The following is a 21,285-nucleotide window of genomic DNA, read 5'->3' as shown; positions in this document are numbered from 1 at the left end:
TAAGAAAGAGGCAATAGGCGGAGATAATATAGATATTTTTCAAATGAAATTATTTTTTAATCTTACAATTCACACTAATGCTGAAAATCTTAATTTAACAAAAATTTAACCAATATTTAGTAATGAAGATACTAACAACGCACATTTGTCAATAACTTAAAGAAAGGTTCTCAACTATATCTTTGGGTAGCTTTGGCGAAAATATATTTTATATAATTAATTATTATTAAAGAGACGAAAGTTAGTAGGGTGCATGGCTTGATTCCAACTCGTAACTCCTAACTCCCAACTCCTAACTCTTAACTCGTTCCAAAGTATTTAATAAGTCACCAGCACTAAAAGGTTTGGTAAGAAATCCTTGAATACCAGTACCGCTAGATTGTACTAAAGCTTCATTAGAAACTAATCCACTCATCGCAATAATTTTTACTTGTGGATTCATTTGTTGTAAGGTACGGATGGCTATTGCACCGTCCATTGATGGCATCATTATATCTATTAAAACAACATTAATTTCCTTTTTGTGCTGTACGTAAACTGCAAGTGCCTCGATGCCATCTCTGGCTGTCATTACGCGGAAATTATAGGTTTCAAGGGTGGTTTTGATAATTTCACAAATTGCCACTTCATCATCTACAACTAAAATTAATTCTTTATTTCCTATAGGTAGCTGCATCTGTTCCGATATCGGCGAAACCTCTCCTTCTATACTTGGTAAATAAACTTTGAATTGAGTACCTTTATCGATTTGGCTGGATACTTCAATAAAACCACCGTGGTTTTTGACAATTCCTAATACCGTAGATAAACCCAATCCCGTTCCTTCTCCTACTTGTTTTGTCGTAAAAAATGGGTCAAAAATTCGATCTATAACTTGTGGAGAAATCCCAATTCCTGTATCGGTAATCGTAACTACAATATAGGAACCAACTTTTGCCTCAATATTCATTTTGGCATAGCTTTCATCGATAAACTTATTCTCAGCTTCAATAGTTAAAATCCCTCCTTCGGGCATTGCATCGCGGGCATTAACTACTAAATTCATAAATACCTGATGCAGTTGAGTAGCGTCTGCGGAAACTGTCCATAAGTCTCGCGGAAAATCTCTTTCAATTATGATGCTTTTAGGAAATGTACCTTTAGCAAACTGCTCGATATCTTTTAATAAATGCTTGACTTGCAGCACCGTGCGCTTACCTTCATTGCCACGAGCAAATGAAACAACTTGTTTGACTAACTTAGCGCCTCGTTTAGCAGTAGCTTCGAGCATTACCAACATTTCACTCGAAGTCTTATCAATATTATTAAGTCTGAGCGGCAACAATTGAGATATTGCTAATACTGGAGTGAGCATATTATTCAAATCATGGGCGATTCCGCTTGCTAATGTACCGAGGCTTTCCAGACGTTGAGCGCGGAGAAACTGACTTTCAAGCAGTTTTTTCTCGGTGATGTCGGTATCTACTGTCAAAATTGATTTGGGGTTTCCCGCTTCGTCGCGTACCAAAGTCCAGCGACTGGCTACAGTAATATCTCTACCTTGCTTGGTAACTTTTTCTAATTCACCCTGCCACGCACCATTCTGCGTAACTTCTTGCAATGCTTCCGCCAATTCTTGAGTAAATTCCTTAAATAAAAGCTTGTTGGCACTCTTACCTAAAAATTCCTGTGCCGTCCAACCATACATCCTTTCTGCGCTTTGATTGCAGTATAAAATTATTCCTTCTAAATCCCTTAGCAAAATTGCATCTGTAGCGACATCGAGTAAAACAGCTTGCTCGGCAATTTTCTTTTCTGCTTGTTTGCGCTCGGTAATATCTATACAAGAGCCAATATAGCCTTCAAAATCTCCATCTGAATTAAATCTTGGTGTACCCTTATTCAAAATCCAGCGATATTCCTTATTCCTATTTTCCAAACGGTATTCCATCGAAAACCCTTGACGGGCATCGAAAGCGTTAACGTAGATTTCTACGCATCTATCTCGATCGTCTGGATGAACTCCATTAGCCCAACCATTACCAATTTCTTCCTCTAAACTTCTTCCAGTAAATTCCAACCACACGGCGTTAAAATAATTGCAAAACTTATCGCATCCAGCCATCCAAATTAATACGGGGGCTGTATCTGCCATATTGCGAAATCTTGCTTCACTTTCCCGTAACGCTGACTCTGCCTGCTTATACTTGCTGATATCTTTGGAAATACCGTAAAAACGGACAATTCTATTGTTGCGATCGCGTTCTATTTTTCCACAAGAAAATGCATAACCAATCGAACCATCGGAGCGTATAAATCTAAATTCCGTCTCGTAGGGAATACCTTTTTCAATCGCATTTCGAGTCAGCCGATTTACTCGCTCCCTATCTTCCGGATGAATCGACTGGCTTATAGTTTCAATATTAAGTGTAGAATTACCTTTATCGCGATTAGCAAACCGATCGAATTGTTTTGACCACCAAGCTTGATCTGTAGTCAAATCCCAAGACCAACTACCTATTTTAGCAATTCTCTGTGCTTCTTGCAGCAAAGCTTCAGTTTGACGTAATTTCTCTTCAGCTTGCTTGCGTTGAGTAATATCTCTAATCACAGTTAACAAACCAATTTTTTCGCCGCTATGATTATTTAAATAACTAACCGATAACTCAACATAAATTACCTCACCATTCTTCTTAGTATGAATATTTTCTCCCTGCCACCAACCATTTTTAGATAAACTTTCTTTCGCAAACTGTTTATCATCTGGATTATGCCAGCGATATTCATATACTTCTGCTAAACTGCGTCCAACAAACTCCGCAGCATTAATATTATATTGCTCCTCGGCTCGTTGATTTACATAAATAATCTTGTGTTCGTTATCGATCGCAATAACCGCGTCGCTAATGTGAGCTAAAATATTTGCATCAAATTTAATTTGATCTGACGCTGCTGAAATACTATTAATGTCTTGCTTAGACCCATTTGCATTTTTGAATCTATTTTTTAGATGAATAATACCATCATCTTCATTCGCAAAGACTTGTAATAAAGTTTTTTCTGCGACAATTCCTAATAAAATATTTTTATCGTCAACAACTGGTAAATGAGAAATTCCATACTGATGCATTACCTGTAACGCTGTAAAAATATCTTGATTGGGAGATTTCTTTAAGCTGATTACATCTCGTCTCATCACGTCAGCTATTTTCACAGACGATATTTTACCAGAAGCTGCAAATCTCAGAGCATCAACTTGAGTCAGTATTCCGACTAAACGACATTCTTCAGTTACTAAAACACAACTTGCTTTCTCATCGTTTGCATAACTTATATTCAGCATTAAAGTAATTGCATCCGAAACCAAAGTATCGGGTGTTACTGTCAAACAATAAGTTTCAATAACCCGATTTAAAGTAAATAAATTATGTGAATTGGTAACAGATGACATAATTAAAATGCCTTACTAAATAATATAGGCAATAATGATAAGCTAATTTCACTTAATCTCTGTGAAAAAATAACTTATCGGGGAAAAAGTATTTTATGAAAAAAATAAGTCACATTAATAATATTGTAGCGATTTTTAATAAATCAGCAATTAACTGTAGAGACGCTTTATATATCATGTCTCTACAGTTAACAAAACTCAACAAATTATTCAAATTTTACCTAAATTTTACCAACAAGTTCTATATTTTCTGTTGGAAATACCTCCTTAGCATGATGAATTATTCCTTGTACTGTAAACACCGAACAATGGGCTTTCAGGAAGCACATAATTGCTAACACTACCCGTTAAAAGTTCGCTTATTCCCCGACGACCTCGATAGCTTTTCCCAATCATTGGCATATTTACTATTATTTCCTTGCAATTGCGGATAAAGAATAGATGGCTGTAAAAACATTCGTATCGACGTATTGCTCATCAAGAGGAGATAAAACGTGTAAAAGCATTCTTCTTAGCATCTGTTGCTTTTGCCAAACATACAGCTTCATCAAACACCTGCTGGCTCGATGACGAATTATCGATGGCTACAAGAATTCTATTTAACATATAGATTATTCCCTATTTAACTGCTAACCATTAACTAATTACTTTATAGATAAACATTATGAGGATTCTGTGAGTATTAAGTTGTATGTAGTTCAAACCCTCACAAGTTTCTCACATTTATTTTTTATAATCAAAGCATCACCCCGTCCGAAAGTTTATTTAGCAAAAAAAATTTATCTAACTTTAGATAATTGCAAATAATTTAATTAGGTTGAAAAAACAATCATGAATAACTGCCCTTGTTGTCAAGACACCCTTTTATGTCACATCAGTCATAACCATGTTTACTGGTTTTGCCCTAGTTGTTGGCAAGAAATGCCCGTATGCGAACTAGCAAATTCTCGTTCATTGACAGAAGCAATATCGGGTAAACTATCTACAATGCATCAAAAAATTGAAAAATCAAGTTTAAACTCTCGTATTTATCGCATTAATTCCCCCGAACTTGCTGTCACCCATGTTTAATAGTTAAATTGAAGTTATATCAACAAATAATTTCGTTTTTCGATAAGCCACTCCTTGATTTTTCAGAGCGTGGCTTATATTTTGTATTTGAAGAAAAATCAATAATCGTTTACATTTGTTAAGTAAAGCAAAGCATAATTTATTTAATATTCTAAAATTTAAGTTAACTTATTCTATATTAATTCTTTCCCAGTTTGACGCGAAAAAAGCTATAGGGTTAATCAACAGTATTTAAAACGCTAACAAATACTAATTTTTAGCCTATCTTTGCTGACAGCTTGCGGATAAACTCCCGCAGCACGTCGCTTTTGGTTCTTGATGTTTGCTTACAGTATGCCTCTAAAATATCAAGCTCTGTTTGCGGGATTCTTGATGAAAATATTAGTTGTAGAAGATGACCAATATGTTGCAAAAGCGCTGAATCTGATTCTCGCCGATCGAAATTATGTGGTTGAAATTGCCTCGGATGGAGAAGAGGCTTGGGGATTTATAAAACTTTTTGATTATGACTTAATTATCCTTGATATCACCTTACCTAAAATAGATGGTATTAGCCTGTGCCGACAAATGCGTTCTGACGGTTTACAAACACCAATTATGCTATTGACAGGATTAAGCTGTCCTCATGAAAAAGCTATAGGTTTGGATGCTGGAGCAGATGATTACATGGTTAAACCTTTTGACGAAGAAGAATTAACCGCTCGTATCAGGGCGCTATTGCGTAGGGGAAAGATAAAATCCTTACCTATTTTAAAATGGGGTTCTCTACAACTTGACCCCAGATGTTATGAAGTTACTTATAATAAACAACTTTTAGCCTTAACTCCCAAAGAATACGCTTTATTAGAGCTTTTCTTACGAAACACCCATCATGTATTTAGTTGCAGCACAATTTTAGATCATCTTTGGTCTTACGATGATGCTCCCACAGAAGAAGCCGTTCGCACTCATATCAAAGGATTGCGAATGAAGTTAAAAGAGAAAGGTGTCCCTAGCAATATGATTGAAACTGTTTATGGTATTGGTTATCGTCTGAATCCGCAGGTTGAAGAGGAAGCGGGGGAGATACCTGTAGAGAAATAACTATGAATACTTTTCTCTCTCCTCTCCCAAACAATAAAAGGCGACTAGTTAATAAAAGGCTTCTATACCATACTTATATTTAATTTGTCCTGTTTCATCACAATTTTTATTAAATTACGCTATAATACGTACATATACATAATATAGCTCAGTTGTCAACTAAAGTTAAGCAGCTTTGATGTTAAAGATATTTAAGTAACAGAATCATTATTAGTCGAATGTAGTTTTCTTGGCGCACTAATTGAAACTACCCTAGAATCACTTTCTAAATTTTCCATATCTTCTGAAGTAACAGTTGCTGTAAGCAAATTTTCTGAAATATGACCTCTTAATTTCACACCTGCGGGTATGTAACCGGGTTCTGCTACTTTTATGGTTACGCCAAAAACATCGTCGCTTTCTTGTTGCGACTGAGCTATTTCAGAGCCGTGTTCTTTTTTGTGACAGCCGTGCAGCATACTTTTTCTAACGCGCACTGGTTTACCTGCTATATAAAGCATAGGTAACAACTCCTTGTTCAAACCTTATTTTTGTGGTCGAATAATATTATATTCTATGACTTAATGCTATCACATCGCTCTAATGAGTGAAAGAGCAACATTAACATCTATCGGGCCATAACCATAACGCGCTTTCTCTAACGGATCTTTTGGGAAGTTCTTTTCAGCGCTTTGGAATAGAATATCGCGAATTTGGTTGATATCTAATTCAATGTTGCGATCGCGAGCTTCACTTAACATTAAGGCGATTATTCCGGTGACAACGGGTGCGGACATACTGGTGCCGGATTTTCGATAAGATTGAATTTGAGTAAGTGAAGCAGCAGCCCATATATTTTGTCCGGGAGCAATAAAATCGGGCTTTTTTCGTTCGTCGCGAGTTGGGCCAGAACTAGAAAAATATGATAAAGGTTGGCTGGGTTTTGTTGGATCGTAAGAACCAACCATAATAATATTGCGTCCGCAGCCGATGGAATTAACGGTATGAGTATTATCGTGAGGTGGGATAAAGCTGGTTTGAGAACCATCTTCACGTTCTATCCAAGCGTGAAAATTACCGTTTTCTACTTCTACTCCGTGCAATCGTAAAGTCCAAATTCCACCCGGAAGTCGGGATTCCATAAAAACACCAATCATATTATCGCCGTTGTTGGGGTCGCAAAAACGGTGAGATAAGTAAATTACGGTGTTATCGTCTTCGTCTATAATTTCTCCATTTTCACCCAATTGCAGACTTACCAAAGGTTCGCCATCCGGAGGAATAATTTCTAAACGGAATTTATCCGCGCCATCGTACCAAAGTTCCAATGCTTTGTACTGCCAATGCCCTCTAGGAATATCCCAGTGCAAATCGGTAAAACCTTTTTGCGGTACCTTTCCCGAAGCATGAATTCCTTTGTAATAAGAATTTCCTGCCGCAATAACTACTGCCCGATTGGGTTTTGCTTCCACCAAAGCATCTATACTTTGTTCAACCAAAGCAGTACCATCATGAGGGCCACCATGCATCGCTAAACTAATATTGATTGTACAAGGGCGAACGTCCGCCATCCCAAAAATAAAATCTACCGCTTCTACAAGTTCGGTAGTATCCCCCAAAGACTTATCTACAGCAGAGCCTCCATTAATTGAAACTGCTTCCACAGCACCAGTGGAAAAATGTACAAATACAATATCAGCTTGGGGAGCCATACCCGGATTTTGGGTACCGTTTCCATTTCCCGCAGCGATATCCATAACGTGGGTGCCGTGAGCATATTTTCCGGGATAGTAACCCAACGCTTTATAAGGATCTTCAGCTTGTAAAGCTTGATTTATTTCTGCGCTGCGATAAACTTTTCCATAACCGAAAGGACTATCCGGGGCGGAGGAACCATCTTGATCCCATAAAGCAAGTATTCTAGTAGAACCATCTGGGTGACGAAAATTCTGGTGAGCAAAATCGCAACCCACATCAATAATTCCTACAATTGCATTCTTTCCCTGCTGTTTAGTTACGGAACCTCTCTCCTGCGAGGAGAGAGGCTTTAAATTCTCCCCATTCCCTTGTAGGGAAGGGGGCTGGGGGGTTAGGTTCAAATTCTCCCCATTCCCTTGTAGGGAAGGGGGCTGGGGGGTTAGGTCTTCCGTAGCTAGCTGCAAACTTTGCGACGCTTGCAAACTGACAACGCAAGGGCAAGTACGTACAGACTGCAATCGCGACACGGGAACTCTGGCAGTCACAATAATATTTCCATCGGTTGTACTTCCAAGCACTGCACCTTCTCGTACTTCACTCATCGAAAGCCATGCTTTTAAATCGTTCACAAGGGCGATCGCCGCGACTTCTCCCACCTCTGTTGAAGCTGTGGGTGGAGTAGATAGTCCTCTGCGACGACGCTGTATAAGTCTTTGCAATCTAGGGTCAATATCTGCAAAAATATTTGTCCATTCAAATCGCATCAATCACCTTTCCCATTACGAACCATGTCAAGCTTAATTGTTTATCATGTATATCTATTTTAAATTACGATTTTTTATCTAATTTTTTTATTTTATCGGATAAAAAGCTCCGTAATAAAACTGATGCTTATTAATTCAATAGTAGCTCAAAATACACTATTTTTTATACCGCTAGAGAATATTTGTAATAGAAAAAAAATAGGAAAAGTTCGTAGTGCTTACATCTTGCAACATTCGAGGGCACCGCCGGGGGTTGCAAACCCTCCGCAGTCGCTACGTACTGCGGGAACCTCCGTAACGCGCTGCTCTCCGTCTGATAGCAAAAGTCCTATAAATCTTACATCTTGCACCATTCTCAACATCGCCTTGGAATAAATTCCCAGGCTCAAACACAAAGTCTGATAAATCAGACTGGGTATGGCTTTTAGTGCGTTTTAACGTACTTTGTATATTAGCCTTGAAATTAATTTCTCTGCGAGAAAGCCTCCGGCTTACAAGGCGGAAGTGTGGACTTGACGACAATTAACTTTTCATTACTAATTGCTTTGAACTAATAGCATTCTATTTTCAATTTCTGACCACGTTTTAGAAGATACTCTAACTGCTGCTTGCTTGCAGCGTACTATCAACGAATTAATATAGATAAAATTATCTAGAGCGTCTAATTCTTCATTTGATAAATTGACTAAATCGGAATTTAAATTTAAGGAACTGAACCAGATATTAGAAACCCGATTGTTAAATCCTTTATGCGCTCTGTAAGGTTCGTAACTTCTGGGAGCTTGATTTTTAATTTTATTTAAACGTGTTACTACAGTTTTAAATTCCACATACTTAAATATTCTAAAATCATCTAACCGTTTGACTACAGTACGAGAGAAAGCATCAGACAAAGCGCGACTTGTACTATTTTTATTACGAGGATAATTAACCGCACGAGCAAAATTTAAAGCGCAGGTTATTTCCATTATGCTTGAAAGTTTCGGACTCAAAAGTGTCACGAAATCTAATACACTGTCTCTTGCAACTGCTAAAAACAATGCTGTTGCACGTTTTGCGCTTAAATTATAATCTTCCGAAGTATCTGTAGTAGCTTCCTCTGCCCATCTTAATAAACCTTGTAACTTTGAAGTATTAACATATTTTTGTGCTTTTGCTTCCATCATCAATAGAAAATTATCTACCCCACCGCGCATCAAACCCGCAACTAATTGAAATACTTCGTGCCAACGTCTATCAGCAAGATGATGATTTACTAATGTTTCAATTTGAAAATTGTCTACAATATATTGCGCTGTTAAATATTCCTGGAGCGTCAAATGGGAAAACGAAAATACATCTTCAGCCCGTTCTACTAAAATTCCTTGATGAGTTGCGATCGCAGTTAAAACTTTTTCTCCATCGAGATGCTTTGGTGCATTGAGATTATCTTGCAAAAAAAATCTAATTTTATCAACAACATCTCGCTTCCCAAAAAATAATTGGTCAATTTCAAACCCAGAATGAGCAATTTGAGAAAGTAGTATTTCTTGATATTCTGTATTTAAACCTTCGTAAATAGCCTCTCGCATAATTCTTCTTTCAGCAGCCCACTCTTCTAAAAATAGTCTTAATGACTTGCTATATAAAACACTACGATTATTAGGAAAATTTTGCGAACGGTGATAAACCAAACAGAGTAAAGTTAATAATAGAGGAGTATTTGCTAATTCTTTTGCGCCGGCATTTTCTGGTTTTTGTAATAATTCCCAACATTTAGCTGCCGTATCTATTTTCTTATCGGATTCTGACTGAAACCAATTATAAATAAACTGCTTAATTTGAGCATTGCTAAACTCTGCCATTGCCACATCAGTAAAGCGAAGAAAATTATGATTATAGGCAGCAGTTCGACAAGAAATAATGAAGCGATTCCGATCGTATTTATCGCAAAAATTGTGAATGTGGTCAATTACATCATTAGTGACTTTTCCTGGAACTTCATCCAAGCCATCCAATATAATTAATAATTTTCCCGAGTTAAGCAATTTTTCTGTAGCTGCTTCTGCATCGGGAAAACCACAAATGCTAAACTCTTCAATAATCGCTTGTTTAGTATCAATTTCTTGTTTTGACTCAAACCTTTTTAAATCAATAAAAACTGGAATACACTTATGTAGATATTCTCCTTCGTTTCCCTTGAGTGCTTCGAGTCCCATCTTACGTAAAAACGTAGACTTCCCAACCCCTGGACCACCTAAAACCATTAAATACTGTTTTTCATTAGCAACTTGAAGTCCATTTGAATCTAAAGTATTTTGTGGTTGAAAACTGCGATTTTGTCGGTAAATTTTTTCTAAATTTTCAATAGATTCAAACTGACGAATATTCAATCTTTCTAGAAAACGTACACTAGTATAAACCTTTTCAAGTTCTACAGGCTCCTGCATACCCAAGACTTTCAGGCAACCGTGACGCTCTGTATAGTTTTGTATGTACTTGTGCGATGCATTAAATAATATCTGCTGAGCCTTTTTATCTAAGATATATCCTAACTTCGAGACTTTATCCCAACTTTCTCCGATAAAAATACCAACCAAACTTTTGACAACTTCTTCGGTAATTTTGCTTGCCAAAGCTTCTGAAAAGAACATAGTCAAAAATACTTATAAAATACAAGGAATATATACATATTACGCTTATTGATTCCGGATATACTAGAAAAAATACTTATAATATTTACTGTTTTTTATTTTTTACTAAGAAAATTTAAGTCTTAAAATATTTACAAAATCCAAGCATATTGCTATATCTAGCCCAGGTTTAACATCATAAAAGCCATAAACCTTCTCAGAAACAAATATATAGAGTCTCTAAAAAACCATGTTGCAAATTAACAGAAAAATTATTGGTTTAACAGCCTTGATAATAGTAGGTTTAGCTGGATGTAATACCTCACCATCCGATAAAACTACTGCGAATCCAACTAATCAAGGAAACGTCATATTTATCCATCCAGATGGTACCAGTGCATCTCATTGGGGTGCAGCGCGAATGCTTAATTATGGGCCTGATGGTAGATTAAATTGGGATAAGATGTCAAATTTGGGGGTATATTTAGGACATTTGAAAAACCAACTTACCGCGACTTCTAATGCAGGTGCGGTAATTCACGCTACGGGAGTCAAAGTAAATGATGATTCTTTTGGATTAGATGAAAACGGACAACCCATAGTTGCAGCTTCGGGTAAACCACAAACTATTATGGAAGAAGCTGTTGAAGCTAATAAAGCTACGGCAATTATCAATTCCGGTATTATACCCGAACCGGGAACGGGGGCATTTGTCGCTAAAACCAAGACTCGTCGAGAGTTTGCAGAAATCACCAAGCAAATAGTTAACTCTGGTGTCGATGTAATTTTAGGTGGTGGTGAAGTATTTTATCTGCCTAAAGGTACTGCGGGAAAGTATGCTAAAGCTGAAGAAAGTCAGCGAGAAGACGGATTGAATTTAATCGAAGAAGCCAAAAAAAAGGGCTATACCGTAGTTTATACTCGCGACGAACTTTTAGATTTACCCGCAGAGACTAAAAAAGTATTAGGAATATTCGCGGCAACAGACACTTATAACGACGAATCCGAAGAAGATTTAAAAGAGAAAAATTTACCCTTATACGTTTCAGATACTCCTACGGTGTCTCAAATGTTAGATGCAACTCTAAAAATCGTATCCCAAAATTCAAATGGCTTTTTTATTGTTTTAGAAGAAGAAGGAAGCGACAACTTTTGTAATTACAACAACGCTAAAGGCTGTATAGAAGCAGTCAAACGCGCCGATGATGCGGTTGGTGTCGCAATGGAATTTATCGATCAAAAAAATCCCAATACATTATTAGTCACTGCTGCCGATAGCGATGCAGGTGGTTTAGAAGTAATTGGAGGCACCACCGAAAAATTTCCTTTGGATAAACCCCTGCCAGAAAAAGGTGACAATGGGGCACCCTGGGATGGTAAAGATGGTACAGCTACTTTACCTTTTATGTCGGGGCCAGATAAACAAGGAAAAAATTATCCCTTCGCGATCGCGTGGGCAGGCTTCAATGATTTTACTGGTTCGATTGTCACTAAAACACACGGATTAAACGCAGATAAATTACCTACTACTGTAGATAATACAGACATCTATCGTTTGATGTACCTAACGTTATTTGGCAAAGAAATCGAGAGTTAGGAGTAGGTTAAAGGTTAAAGGTTAAAGGTGTTAGTATATCTCTTTCCTATTCCCTATTCCCCATTCCCTATTCCCTGTTCCCTATTCTCTATTCCCTAATCCCATTAATGGTGGACAGACTAATAATTGTCCACCATTAAATCGCAATCAGAAGTCACTCCTCAACGATTTCGAGCCGAGTTAATTTGAAGAGAAACACACTGTAAGAAGTAACATAAATCCAGATTAACGACCTTTGTTCATCTTGGTGTAAGTCTTATTTGTTCCTACAAGACTGCCAATCAAATATCCACCTAATCCCCATAAAACTGGCATTATCCAAGAATCATCAGAACTTTGTGTATTGGATGATGGTACATCATTTTGATTAGTCTCAGACTTAGGGGGCGTTTCTTCAATAAATGATTCATCATTGGACGACTGTGCTATCAATTGCCCCGATTGGTTGCTGTCGATCGCACTCACTGGTTTCACAGCTACAGCCGAAAATATGGTTAGACAAGCAGTTGCAAGCGCTAATTTTTTATCGATCCTCATCATAATCCTTAACCCTTTTAATTTGAGTAGATATTTAGATATACGAGGATAATCCCTCACTCTGACATTGAAATTAGTTGAGAGAGGAATAGTCTTTATATAGCTAAATTTTGGCCAGGAATAGCAGTTAGCTTCTATTAATTTACTAGTTTTTACGGTTATCAATCAATAACTTAATGCTAAAATTAAATGTTTATCTTTAGAAGTAACTTTGCTATTAGTGTTAATTATCATACAGCATTAGTGGTACTTAACCCGATCTATAAATATTATTAATTTCTCTGGGCAGAATTTAATAATGGCTTATTTATTGAGATATTAGTTGATAATTGGCTGATTTTGGCATCGACTATGCAACTATCGCAAGAAAGATGATTTTTTGAAAAGTGCTTAAATAATCGCGTAGTTTTTACATTTATAGATGGTATCTTTTGAACCCTGTAGGTGATATGGGATGTAATGCAAAATTGAATGTTGATAGCTTTAATTGTCTTCACTCTTATATTCAAAATTTCCGCAAGTATTTACGATAAATTAGGTAAACAGTGAAGTTTGTTTGAGTGGATGACAGTTACTATGTCGATTATGTTCCCTTACAAAGTAAAAAAAGCTAGTTCGTAGTAGCGCTTCAGCGCCTCCGAAATCCGAATCATGAGGCGAAGACAGCGCTACTACGAACCATTATTTAATGTGGCTCCATACTAGTTTCAAAAATTTTAGATCAGGAAGAAACCCGGTTTTTCCACAAAACCGGGTTTTTTAATTTTGAAAAAATTTATTGTAAATCGATTTAAACGACAACCGCTGCTTGCTTGAGTTCAAAAATCTTCTTGATTACATCTTCTACGACTTTATCCGGTGTAGAAGCACCAGAAGTAATCCCCACGACAATTTTCCCATCTGGGAGCCATTTTTGAGATGTTTCGATATCGCCATTTAACTGACGATGTTCGATGCTATTTTCTGATAAAATTCTTTCAACGCTATCGACATGATAGGAAGGAAGCTGTTTTTCTACTGTTATTTCCTGTAAGTGAGCGGTATTTGATGAATTAAATCCACCAATCACGATCATTAGATCGAGTTTTTCTTCCACTAACTCTAACATTGCGTCTTGTCTTTCTTGGGTAGCGTCGCAAATGGTATTGAAGCTTTGAAAATGCTGATTTAGTTCGGTAGGGCCATATTTTTTCATCATGGTACGCTCAAATAGCTTACCAATCTGTTCGGTTTCTCCTTTGAGCATTGTAGTTTGATTGGCAATCCCAACTTTCTCTAAATCGATGTCGGGATCGAATCCTTTTGAACAAGCTTTACTGAATTTACTTAGAAACTCTTCTTTATTGCCACCATTCAAAATATAGTTGGTAACATATTCAGCTTCGTGCAAATTGAGAACAATCAGATATTTACCAGCAAAGGAACTAGTTGCAATAGTTTCTTCGTGCTTATATTTGCCGTGAATGATCGAAGTACAGTCAACTTTCTTATGCTTTTCAACCGTATTCCAAACTTTAGAAACCCAAGGGCAAGTTGTATCGACAATTTTACAGCCTTTATCCGACAGCACCTGCATTTCTTCAACGCTTGCGCCGAAAGCAGGTAAAATTACCACATCTCCAGAACCAACTACAGAAAAGTCTTTTTGATCGGCTTCCACAGAAATAAATCCAACCTGCATTTCTCGCAAACGTTGATTTACAGATGGGTTGTGAATAATTTCATTAGTAATCCAAATTTGTTCGGAAGGGAAATGCTTGCGGGTTTCATAAGCCATTGCCACAGCACGCTCCACACCCCAACAAAAGCCAAAAGCTTCCGCCAAGCGAATAGTAACATCGCCCCTGTTTAAAGTATAATTATTATCTCTAATCTCTTGGATTAAACTACTTTGATATTCCGAATCTAGCTGAGTAGCCACTTCTTCTTGATGTCCAAATCCCCGACGATGGTAATTTTCAGAATGTTGTAATGAACGTTTAAAAGCTTTTGTATCCATAATAGTAGTTATTAGTTGTTAGTTATTAGTTGTTAGTTATTCACTGCTCACTGTTCACTGTTAACTGTAAAGCGGAACTCCAGACTAAATAACCATTTGGATTCAGGTGTAATCCATCAGTTGTAAAGTTGGATTTGAGATTTCCTTGTTTATCGGCAAACAAAGGATATAGGTTTAAGTATTTTACGCCTTCTTTTGCTGCTATGGTTCGCAACTGTTGATTTAAGTTGCGAATGCGACTATTAGGAATAGCTAAAAGCTTTTTTTTGCCTTCCCAAGTTGCTTGTTCGCCTTGATGCGGCAAAATTGACTGTACTACTATTTGGGCTTTGGGATGCTTTTTATGTAAATAAGTTAATATCTGTCGTTGATTATCTAAAATTGTGCGATCGCTCACACCAGCAATTAGATCGTTGATGCCTATCATCACAAAAATGCTTTCCGGTGTGGTTTTGTCAAATAAATTTAATCTTTTTAATAAACCAGCAGTTTTTTCCCCAGAGATTCCTTGATTTAACCACGTTTTATTATCCGGTAACAACTCCGAGGGAAACCACAAACTCAGAGAATCTCCAGCCATCACAGTTAAATTCCGGGGTTTCTTCTCTGCTGCAACTTCAGCTTCCTGTTCGAGAATATTCACCCACTTTTGATAGTCAAATTGATAGCGTTTACCCAATTGAGGGGCAACGGCTTGCTGTGTTTGAGTCTTAGGAGTAGGTTGCGGAGTCGGAGAAAGAACATTAGCCAAAAAAGCGGCAACAGCCTGCTGTTTGCCAATCAGCAAGATTACCGCTAGTAGAAGTATGACGTTACTTAATAAAGAGAAAAATGCCCAAGCAGGAAAAGTTTTAACAGAACTAGACACGGTTATTAGCAGACTCAATTCTTTGCATAAGATTGTAGTCTACTCATGGGGAGATGGGGAGAGGGGGAGATGGGGGGATGGGGAGACAAGGGGAAGTTAGGAGTTATCAATTATCAATGCGCGATGCCCAATTCCCTACTCCCTAACATCACTTTTTACCAAAATTAATTTTATCTGTATATTCGGAGTTGTAAGCTTCTTCGCCGTGTTCGCTGATGTCCATTCCTTGTAATTCGGCGTTTTCATGGACTCGCAATCCAACAGTACTTTCAACTACTTTGAGAATAATCCAGGTACCAAATCCGGCGATAAAGTAAGTAACTACAATTGCGGCAAGTTCTAAAAGTAGTTCGTCGGGATTGCCATATAATAAACCGTCTCTTCCGCCTGGGTTGACGGCTCTGCTAGCAAAGATACCTGTCAAAATTGCGCCGACTGTTCCGCCTACGCCATGAATAGGAAATGTATCTAAAGCATCGTCAACCTGCATTTTATGCTTGAGACTGACGGCGTAGAAGCATATAAAAGCGGTGATACTACCGATCAAGATTGCTGCTATGGGTGTAACGAATCCGGCTGCTGGTGTAATACCTACCAAGCCTGCAACGGCTCCTGTGGCTGCACCTACTGCTGTAGATTTACCGCGCAATACTCTTTCTAAAATTAACCAAGTTAAAGTGCCTGCTGCTGCACTGGTATTGGTATTCACAAAGGCTACTACTGCTAAATTGTTGGCTTCTAAAGCGCTACCTGCGTTAAAGCCAAACCAGCCAAACCATAATAAACCAGCACCGAGTAAAATAAACGGTACATTGTGTGGTGGACTTAATTTATCGGGAAAAGTTTTTCGGGGCTTGAGGTACATGGCTGCAACAAAAGCTGATACCCCAGAACTAATATGTACGACAGTACCACCAGCAAAATCTAACGCACCCCAACCGCCAGATAAACTTAATAATCCACCTACACCCCAAACCATATGCGCGATGGGAGAATAGATAAAAAATGACCACAAAACCACGAATATTGAGTATCCGGTGAAACTCATCCTTTCTGCGATCGCGCCGGAAATTAAGGCTGGGGCAATAATGGCAAACATTCCCTGATAAGCCATGAATGCCAAATGGGGAATTTGTGGTGCATATTCGCTTGGTTGCAAACCAACGTTGTTTAACCCAAACCATTCAAACCCACCAAAAAATGCGTTACCGGGTGCAAAAGCAAAGCTATAGCCCCACAAAACCCAAGTCACACCGATAATAGCCATCGTGACAAAGCTCATCATCAGCGTATTGAGGACATTGCGGCTGCGGACAAATCCACCGTAGAAAAAAGCCAGCCCCGGTGTCATCAACAACACCATCGCCGCACAGATTAATACAAATGCTGTAGAAGCATTACCATTATTGGTAGCAGGTGGAAATCCTGGTGACTGTATCTGAGCAAAAGCATTATTTATTGTTCCGCTTAAAAAAAGCAGAGTTATAGCTACTATCAATGTAATTTTTTTCAACACTTGTTATTGTCCTTGTGTGCCGACTATTTTTACGTTTGTAAACTGATTTAAGAACGAAAAATAGGAAGCAGAGAATAGTAATTAGAAAAAATTTTTACCTCAAAGCTTTGAGATAATTCCGAACTGTATGGAAGAAGATTGAAAGTATCTAAATGTAATCCCAATCTTAATTGTGAAGAAAAAAACAAGATGTGGATTTTAAGCTTTTGATGAAACAGTATTTGTTTTAAACGTACAGAATTCAGATTATTTAAGTTATGAATAAAAAATATATTTATCAAACGTCAAGAATCGCGGAGGTCAACACAGAAATATTACTTAATGAACTAGTTCTAAATTTGATATTATTAAACAATCAGACGAGCGGAATCAATTATGACACCAGAAGAAATTCAAAACACTATCGAACAGATGTTAGGCGTTCAAAGACAGATACAAGAAAGTCAAATTAGAAATACAGCCAACATCGCAGCGAATGCAGAGTATATTCAGGAAAATGCAGAATTAATTAGAAGCAATAGAGAAGATATCAGAAGCTTGAAAGATGATGTCAGCAGTTTGAAAGAAGATATCAGGAATTTGGTTGTAGAAATAGCCAAATCGACTGTAGATCAAAGAGAAAAATTCAATCAGTTTTATGGTTATCATCAATCTGCCGATACACAACGTTTAGATATAGTAGAAAGATTAATCAAGGTCGAACAAGAAGTAGCTCAACTCAAACGTCAATTAAGCGAAGGTTCTTAGCAGATGTTTCAAAAGTCTGATTTAATACTTTACTGAAATATCTTTTTTCATATATCTGGCTCCCTGTGATATTCACTAGTACACCACGGCGGAAATAAAGCTACCATCTAAAATGGCTAAAACTCTTACTTCTTACTTCTTACTTCTTACTTACGCCAAGCGGTACTAGTTAAAGCGAATCAATCACCATCTTACTCGTTGAAAAACGATTTTTTATCAAATAATAAGCAGCAGGAACGAAATAAAGAGCCAGCAAAGTTGCACCAATTACACCACCACCAATAGCAACTGCCAAAGGTGGCCAAAATTCCCCACCAGAAAGCAATAGAGGGACAAATCCAATGGCTGTTGTCAACGTAGTGGTGACTACGTGACGAGTCGAGTGTAATACCACTTCTTGAATAGCTTTAGAATTTCCAGTTTTTGCTATTGGATGATTAGAAATTGCGCTGAGAACAACGATTGAGTCATTGACTGCGACACCAATTAAACCTATCGAACCGATGATTGGGTTGAAGCCGAAGGGATAGTCAAATAACCAGATGGAAAATAAACCCAAACCAAAAGATGCTACAGCAACTATTCCGATAACACCTGCTAATTGGAATGAACCGAGGGAAAGTACCAATGTGGCTATCATAAGAATAATTAAAACTCCCACGGTAGAAACCAAACCCCCTACAGCATCGTTTCTTTCTTCTTGCTCTCCACCAAATTCAAATTTGTAACCAGGAGGTAAAGTAAATTTGTTATTTTCTAATTTGGCTTCAAATTTACTTAAAATCTCTGCTGGTAAAACTCCAGCATTTAGAAAACCTTGAACTGTGTTAACTCTTTGTCCGTTGTAGTGAGTAATTTGAGCTAATTCTGGTTTAAGTTGAACTTTACCCAAGGAAGAAAGAGGAATAGCAGCAAGGGGATTATTCCCTTCCCGATTAATACTTGAAGAATTTGCTAATAAATTTAAAGAAGATATTTGTGATAAGTTACCTCTTTCTTGATTTCCTAAACGAACTCTGACGGGTAATTCTTCGTTTCCTTCTAATATCGAACCACCAATTACACCTTCTAAGGAATTATCCAACTGTTGAGCAATTGTTGTCCGGTTTAATCCTGCTAAACGTGCTTGTTCTTCGTCTACTTGAAATTCTATTTGTGGTTGAATTTCATTTAAGCTTGCACGGGTATGAGTTACATCTTTAATTTGTACTAATGATTGTCTAGCTTTTTCACCCAATGATTGTAAAGTTTCCACATTAGAACCATAAATCCGCATTTCAATCGGTGCAGCAAAAGGAGGTCCTTGTTCTAATTGTCTGACAATAATTCGTGCTGAAGGAAAAGCTTTATCTAGTTCGCTTTGGATTTTTTTAGTTATAGAACTAGAGGTTAGAGAATTTAACTGTACTAATGCTTGAGCGTAATTAGCTTGCTGTTCTTTTCCACCAGTCAAGTTGTAGTAAAAGGAAGGAATACTGCTACCTAATAACCAGTGAACATCTGTAACTTCTGGATTAGCTAGAATTTTTTGGCGAATTTGTTTAATTAAAGTTTGAGTTTTTGCTAAAGAAACTGAAGCAGGTAATTCTAGTTCAATTTGAAGTTGATCTCTATCAGCAGCCGGAAAAAATTGTTGTTCGAGACTACCAGCTTGAATAAAACCCATAACTGGGATTAATAAAGCGAGCAAAATTGATAAGACAGGTTTTGCAATTGTGAATTTTACAGTACGTCGATACAAACGATTCAAAAGAGGAATAAAAATACCACTTTGCAGCCAAGATAAATTTTGTTTTTTATCTTCACTATCCTTATCCCGATGCAATTTAGCGCTGAAAGTAGGAATAATCGTTAACGAAATAAATAGGGAACAGCAAACAGCTACGATAACGGTAATAGCAATTGTCCCGACAAATTCTCCTACACTCCCAGGTAATAATGCTATTGGTAAAAAAGCTAAAACAGTAGTTAGAGTTGAACTTAATAGAGGAATTGCTAAATTTTGAATGCTATGGTTTATCGCTGCTTTAGGTTTAATTCCCTTTCCTAATTCCTTTTGTACTTCATCTACCATCACGATTGCATTATCAATTAAAATTCCCAGTGCAACAATCAATCCGGTAATCGACATTTGATGGAGGGGAATGTTTAACCAATTCATGCAACCAAACACCATAAATACTGATAGAGGTAAAGCCGAGCTTACTATTAAAGCACTCTTCAAACCCATCATAATTACAGTTACGCCAAATACTAAACCCGCGCCCATTAATAGATTCAAAATTAAACTGTTTAATCTTTCCTCAACATAACTACTTTGAGCAAAAATAATCGGTAAACCAATATTACTAGGCAATTCTAACTTAAATTCAGCTATTTTTTCATTAGCTACTTCCGACCATAAATCTAGTCTTGTTCCCGACTGAACGTGAACCGCAACAGCAACACCAGGATGACCATTTAATAATGCAAGTTCGGTAGCTGGTTCCTTAATTCCCTTGCTAATTGTGGCGATATTTTGTAAAGTCACAAATTGACCTTGACTGCCAAAATTAATCGGAATTTGTCTTATTCTTGCTAAAGTATCTAGTTCTCCCGCAACTTGAATTAATAAATTATTATCTCGATCGCGTAACTGTCCCGCAGAAATTTTGGAATCACTTTGAGCAATTTGTTGTGATAGTTCTCTTGCTGTTAAATTGTAACTAGCCAATGCTTCGGGATTAATTTCGACGATTATTTCCTCTTGAGGCTCGCCAAAAATTTCTACTTCCTCAGTTCCCGATATAGCTTCTAAACGTTCTTTAAAAACTTCTGCTTGCCGACGTAAAATTCCATAATTAGGTTTATCATCTTGTTCCCAAGTCAAACCAGCAATTAAAGCATAAGCTTTGACTTTAGCTGCTTCTAATTCTGGCTCAATAATATTATCAGGTAGTTCGACTTCGGCTTCATCTATTTTATTCCTAATTCGCGTCCAGACCGAATTTACTTCTTGTTTACTGACAGTATCTTGTAAGTCAATCGTAATAATAGAACTACCAGTACGGGAAGTAGATTCAAAATTATCAATTTCCTCTATCTCTGTTAATTTATCTTCTATTTTTTCTGTTACTAAAGCTTCTACCCTTTCCGCATCAGCACCAGGAAAGAAAGTACTCACTATAGCAGTACGAGAAACTAATTCGGGGTCTTCTAGTCTTGGTAAAGTGAAATAGGAAGAAATTCCCCAAACGGTAATTAAGATAATAGTAAGAATTAGTAAGCGGGAATTACGATAAAAGAGAGTAAACATAATGTTTTGGGCATTGACGATTGGTATTTATTTGTCAAAAAGTTGTAATTTTAAAAAAGATATTTATTAAACGCAAAGGCTCGCGGAGG

Annotated in this window: 13 protein-coding genes and 1 pseudogene; 4 read left to right on the top strand and 10 right to left on the bottom strand. The window is 37.3% G+C overall.

From position 1 onward, the window contains the following. Nucleotides 1–292 precede the first annotated feature (292 nt). The gene (locus ACM03V_RS25285) at nucleotides 293–3,430 is read right to left on the bottom strand and encodes a PAS domain S-box protein (RefSeq protein WP_414623560.1); all 3,138 of its coding nucleotides are present in this window, start codon (nucleotides 3,428–3,430) and stop codon (nucleotides 293–295) included. A 477-nt stretch (nucleotides 3,431–3,907) separates the two neighbouring features. Continuing rightward, nucleotides 3,908–4,036 carry a universal stress protein gene (locus tag ACM03V_RS25280; RefSeq protein WP_414623559.1) on the bottom strand — a complete coding sequence of 43 codons (129 nt, stop codon included), beginning with the start codon at nucleotides 4,034–4,036 and terminating at the stop codon, nucleotides 3,908–3,910. Between the two features lie 225 nt (nucleotides 4,037–4,261). On the opposite strand from ACM03V_RS25280, the gene ACM03V_RS25275 reads away from it, so the two are divergent. Beyond that, complete coding sequence (locus ACM03V_RS25275; RefSeq protein WP_414623558.1) at nucleotides 4,262–4,501, top strand: hypothetical protein; 240 nt, start codon at nucleotides 4,262–4,264, stop codon at nucleotides 4,499–4,501. 372 nt (nucleotides 4,502–4,873) lie between these two features. Further along, nucleotides 4,874–5,566, top strand: a pseudogene (locus ACM03V_RS25270) (response regulator transcription factor); the annotation flags it as partial. 209 nt (nucleotides 5,567–5,775) lie between these two features. Here the strand turns inward: ACM03V_RS25270 and ACM03V_RS25265 are convergent. The 3 genes from ACM03V_RS25265 to ACM03V_RS25255 all read right to left on the bottom strand — a co-directional run bounded on the left by ACM03V_RS25265 (nucleotide 5,776) and on the right by ACM03V_RS25255 (nucleotide 10,658). After that, nucleotides 5,776–6,084, bottom strand: coding sequence for a hypothetical protein (locus ACM03V_RS25265; RefSeq protein ID WP_414623557.1), 309 nt, complete (start codon nucleotides 6,082–6,084; stop codon nucleotides 5,776–5,778). A 69-nt stretch (nucleotides 6,085–6,153) separates the two neighbouring features. Next, a complete protein-coding gene (locus ACM03V_RS25260) occupies nucleotides 6,154–8,025 on the bottom strand; it encodes a S8 family peptidase (RefSeq protein WP_414623556.1) in 1,872 nt (623 codons plus the stop codon). 536 nt (nucleotides 8,026–8,561) lie between these two features. Next, nucleotides 8,562–10,658 carry an NACHT domain-containing protein gene (locus ACM03V_RS25255; RefSeq protein WP_414623555.1) on the bottom strand — a complete coding sequence of 699 codons (2,097 nt, stop codon included), beginning with the start codon at nucleotides 10,656–10,658 and terminating at the stop codon, nucleotides 8,562–8,564. 229 nt (nucleotides 10,659–10,887) lie between these two features. On the opposite strand from ACM03V_RS25255, the gene ACM03V_RS25250 reads away from it, so the two are divergent. Further along, nucleotides 10,888–12,234, top strand: coding sequence for an alkaline phosphatase (locus ACM03V_RS25250; RefSeq protein ID WP_414623554.1), 1,347 nt, complete (start codon nucleotides 10,888–10,890; stop codon nucleotides 12,232–12,234). 225 nt (nucleotides 12,235–12,459) lie between these two features. On the opposite strand, the gene ACM03V_RS25245 is transcribed toward ACM03V_RS25250, so the two are convergent. From ACM03V_RS25245 to ACM03V_RS25230, 4 genes are all read right to left on the bottom strand, one after another. Next, on the bottom strand, nucleotides 12,460–12,774 hold the full coding sequence (locus ACM03V_RS25245) for a hypothetical protein (protein ID WP_414623553.1): 315 nt from the start codon (nucleotides 12,772–12,774) through the stop codon (nucleotides 12,460–12,462). Between the two features lie 787 nt (nucleotides 12,775–13,561). Then, a complete protein-coding gene (locus ACM03V_RS25240) occupies nucleotides 13,562–14,770 on the bottom strand; it encodes a 4-hydroxy-3-methylbut-2-enyl diphosphate reductase (RefSeq protein WP_414623552.1) in 1,209 nt (402 codons plus the stop codon). Nucleotides 14,771–14,810: 40 nt separating this feature from the next. After that, a complete protein-coding gene (locus tag ACM03V_RS25235; RefSeq protein WP_414623551.1) occupies nucleotides 14,811–15,638 on the bottom strand; it encodes an SGNH/GDSL hydrolase family protein in 828 nt (275 codons plus the stop codon). 148 nt (nucleotides 15,639–15,786) lie between these two features. Then, nucleotides 15,787–17,154, bottom strand: a complete 1,368-nt coding sequence (locus tag ACM03V_RS25230; RefSeq protein WP_414623550.1) for an ammonium transporter — start codon at nucleotides 17,152–17,154, stop codon at nucleotides 15,787–15,789. Nucleotides 17,155–17,529: 375 nt separating this feature from the next. Here ACM03V_RS25230 and ACM03V_RS25225 point away from each other — a divergent pair, with 375 nt between their 5' ends. Further along, on the top strand, nucleotides 17,530–17,901 hold the full coding sequence (locus tag ACM03V_RS25225) for a hypothetical protein (RefSeq protein WP_414623549.1): 372 nt from the start codon (nucleotides 17,530–17,532) through the stop codon (nucleotides 17,899–17,901). 169 nt (nucleotides 17,902–18,070) lie between these two features. On the opposite strand, the gene ACM03V_RS25220 is transcribed toward ACM03V_RS25225, so the two are convergent. Continuing rightward, complete coding sequence (locus ACM03V_RS25220) at nucleotides 18,071–21,196, bottom strand: efflux RND transporter permease subunit (RefSeq protein ID WP_414623548.1); 3,126 nt, start codon at nucleotides 21,194–21,196, stop codon at nucleotides 18,071–18,073. Between the last annotated feature and the right edge of the window lie 89 nt (nucleotides 21,197–21,285).

Source organism: Calothrix sp. CCY 0018 (assembly GCF_963920925.1).
Lineage (GTDB): Bacteria > Cyanobacteriota > Cyanobacteriia > Cyanobacteriales > Nostocaceae > Rivularia.
Note: the sequence above shows the minus strand (reverse complement) of the source record. Positions and strands in the feature narration are given on the sequence as shown.

What these genes read in the sequence shown, in the direction of transcription:
- ACM03V_RS25260 (WP_414623556.1), bottom strand. Translation starts at nt 8,025, where the DNA reads ATGCGATTTGAATGGACAAATATTTTTGCAGATATTGACCCTAGATTG.
- ACM03V_RS25275 (WP_414623558.1), top strand. Translation starts at nt 4,262, where the DNA reads ATGAATAACTGCCCTTGTTGTCAAGACACCCTTTTATGTCACATCAGT.
- ACM03V_RS25245 (WP_414623553.1), bottom strand. Translation starts at nt 12,774, where the DNA reads ATGATGAGGATCGATAAAAAATTAGCGCTTGCAACTGCTTGTCTAACC.
- ACM03V_RS25240 (WP_414623552.1), bottom strand. Translation starts at nt 14,770, where the DNA reads ATGGATACAAAAGCTTTTAAACGTTCATTACAACATTCTGAAAATTAC.
- ACM03V_RS25285 (WP_414623560.1), bottom strand. Translation starts at nt 3,430, where the DNA reads ATGTCATCTGTTACCAATTCACATAATTTATTTACTTTAAATCGGGTT.
- ACM03V_RS25225 (WP_414623549.1), top strand. Translation starts at nt 17,530, where the DNA reads ATGACACCAGAAGAAATTCAAAACACTATCGAACAGATGTTAGGCGTT.
- ACM03V_RS25250 (WP_414623554.1), top strand. Translation starts at nt 10,888, where the DNA reads ATGTTGCAAATTAACAGAAAAATTATTGGTTTAACAGCCTTGATAATA.
- ACM03V_RS25220 (WP_414623548.1), bottom strand. Translation starts at nt 21,196, where the DNA reads ATGTTTACTCTCTTTTATCGTAATTCCCGCTTACTAATTCTTACTATT.
- ACM03V_RS25280 (WP_414623559.1), bottom strand. Translation starts at nt 4,036, where the DNA reads ATGTTAAATAGAATTCTTGTAGCCATCGATAATTCGTCATCGAGCCAG.
- ACM03V_RS25255 (WP_414623555.1), bottom strand. Translation starts at nt 10,658, where the DNA reads ATGTTCTTTTCAGAAGCTTTGGCAAGCAAAATTACCGAAGAAGTTGTC.
- ACM03V_RS25265 (WP_414623557.1), bottom strand. Translation starts at nt 6,084, where the DNA reads ATGCTTTATATAGCAGGTAAACCAGTGCGCGTTAGAAAAAGTATGCTG.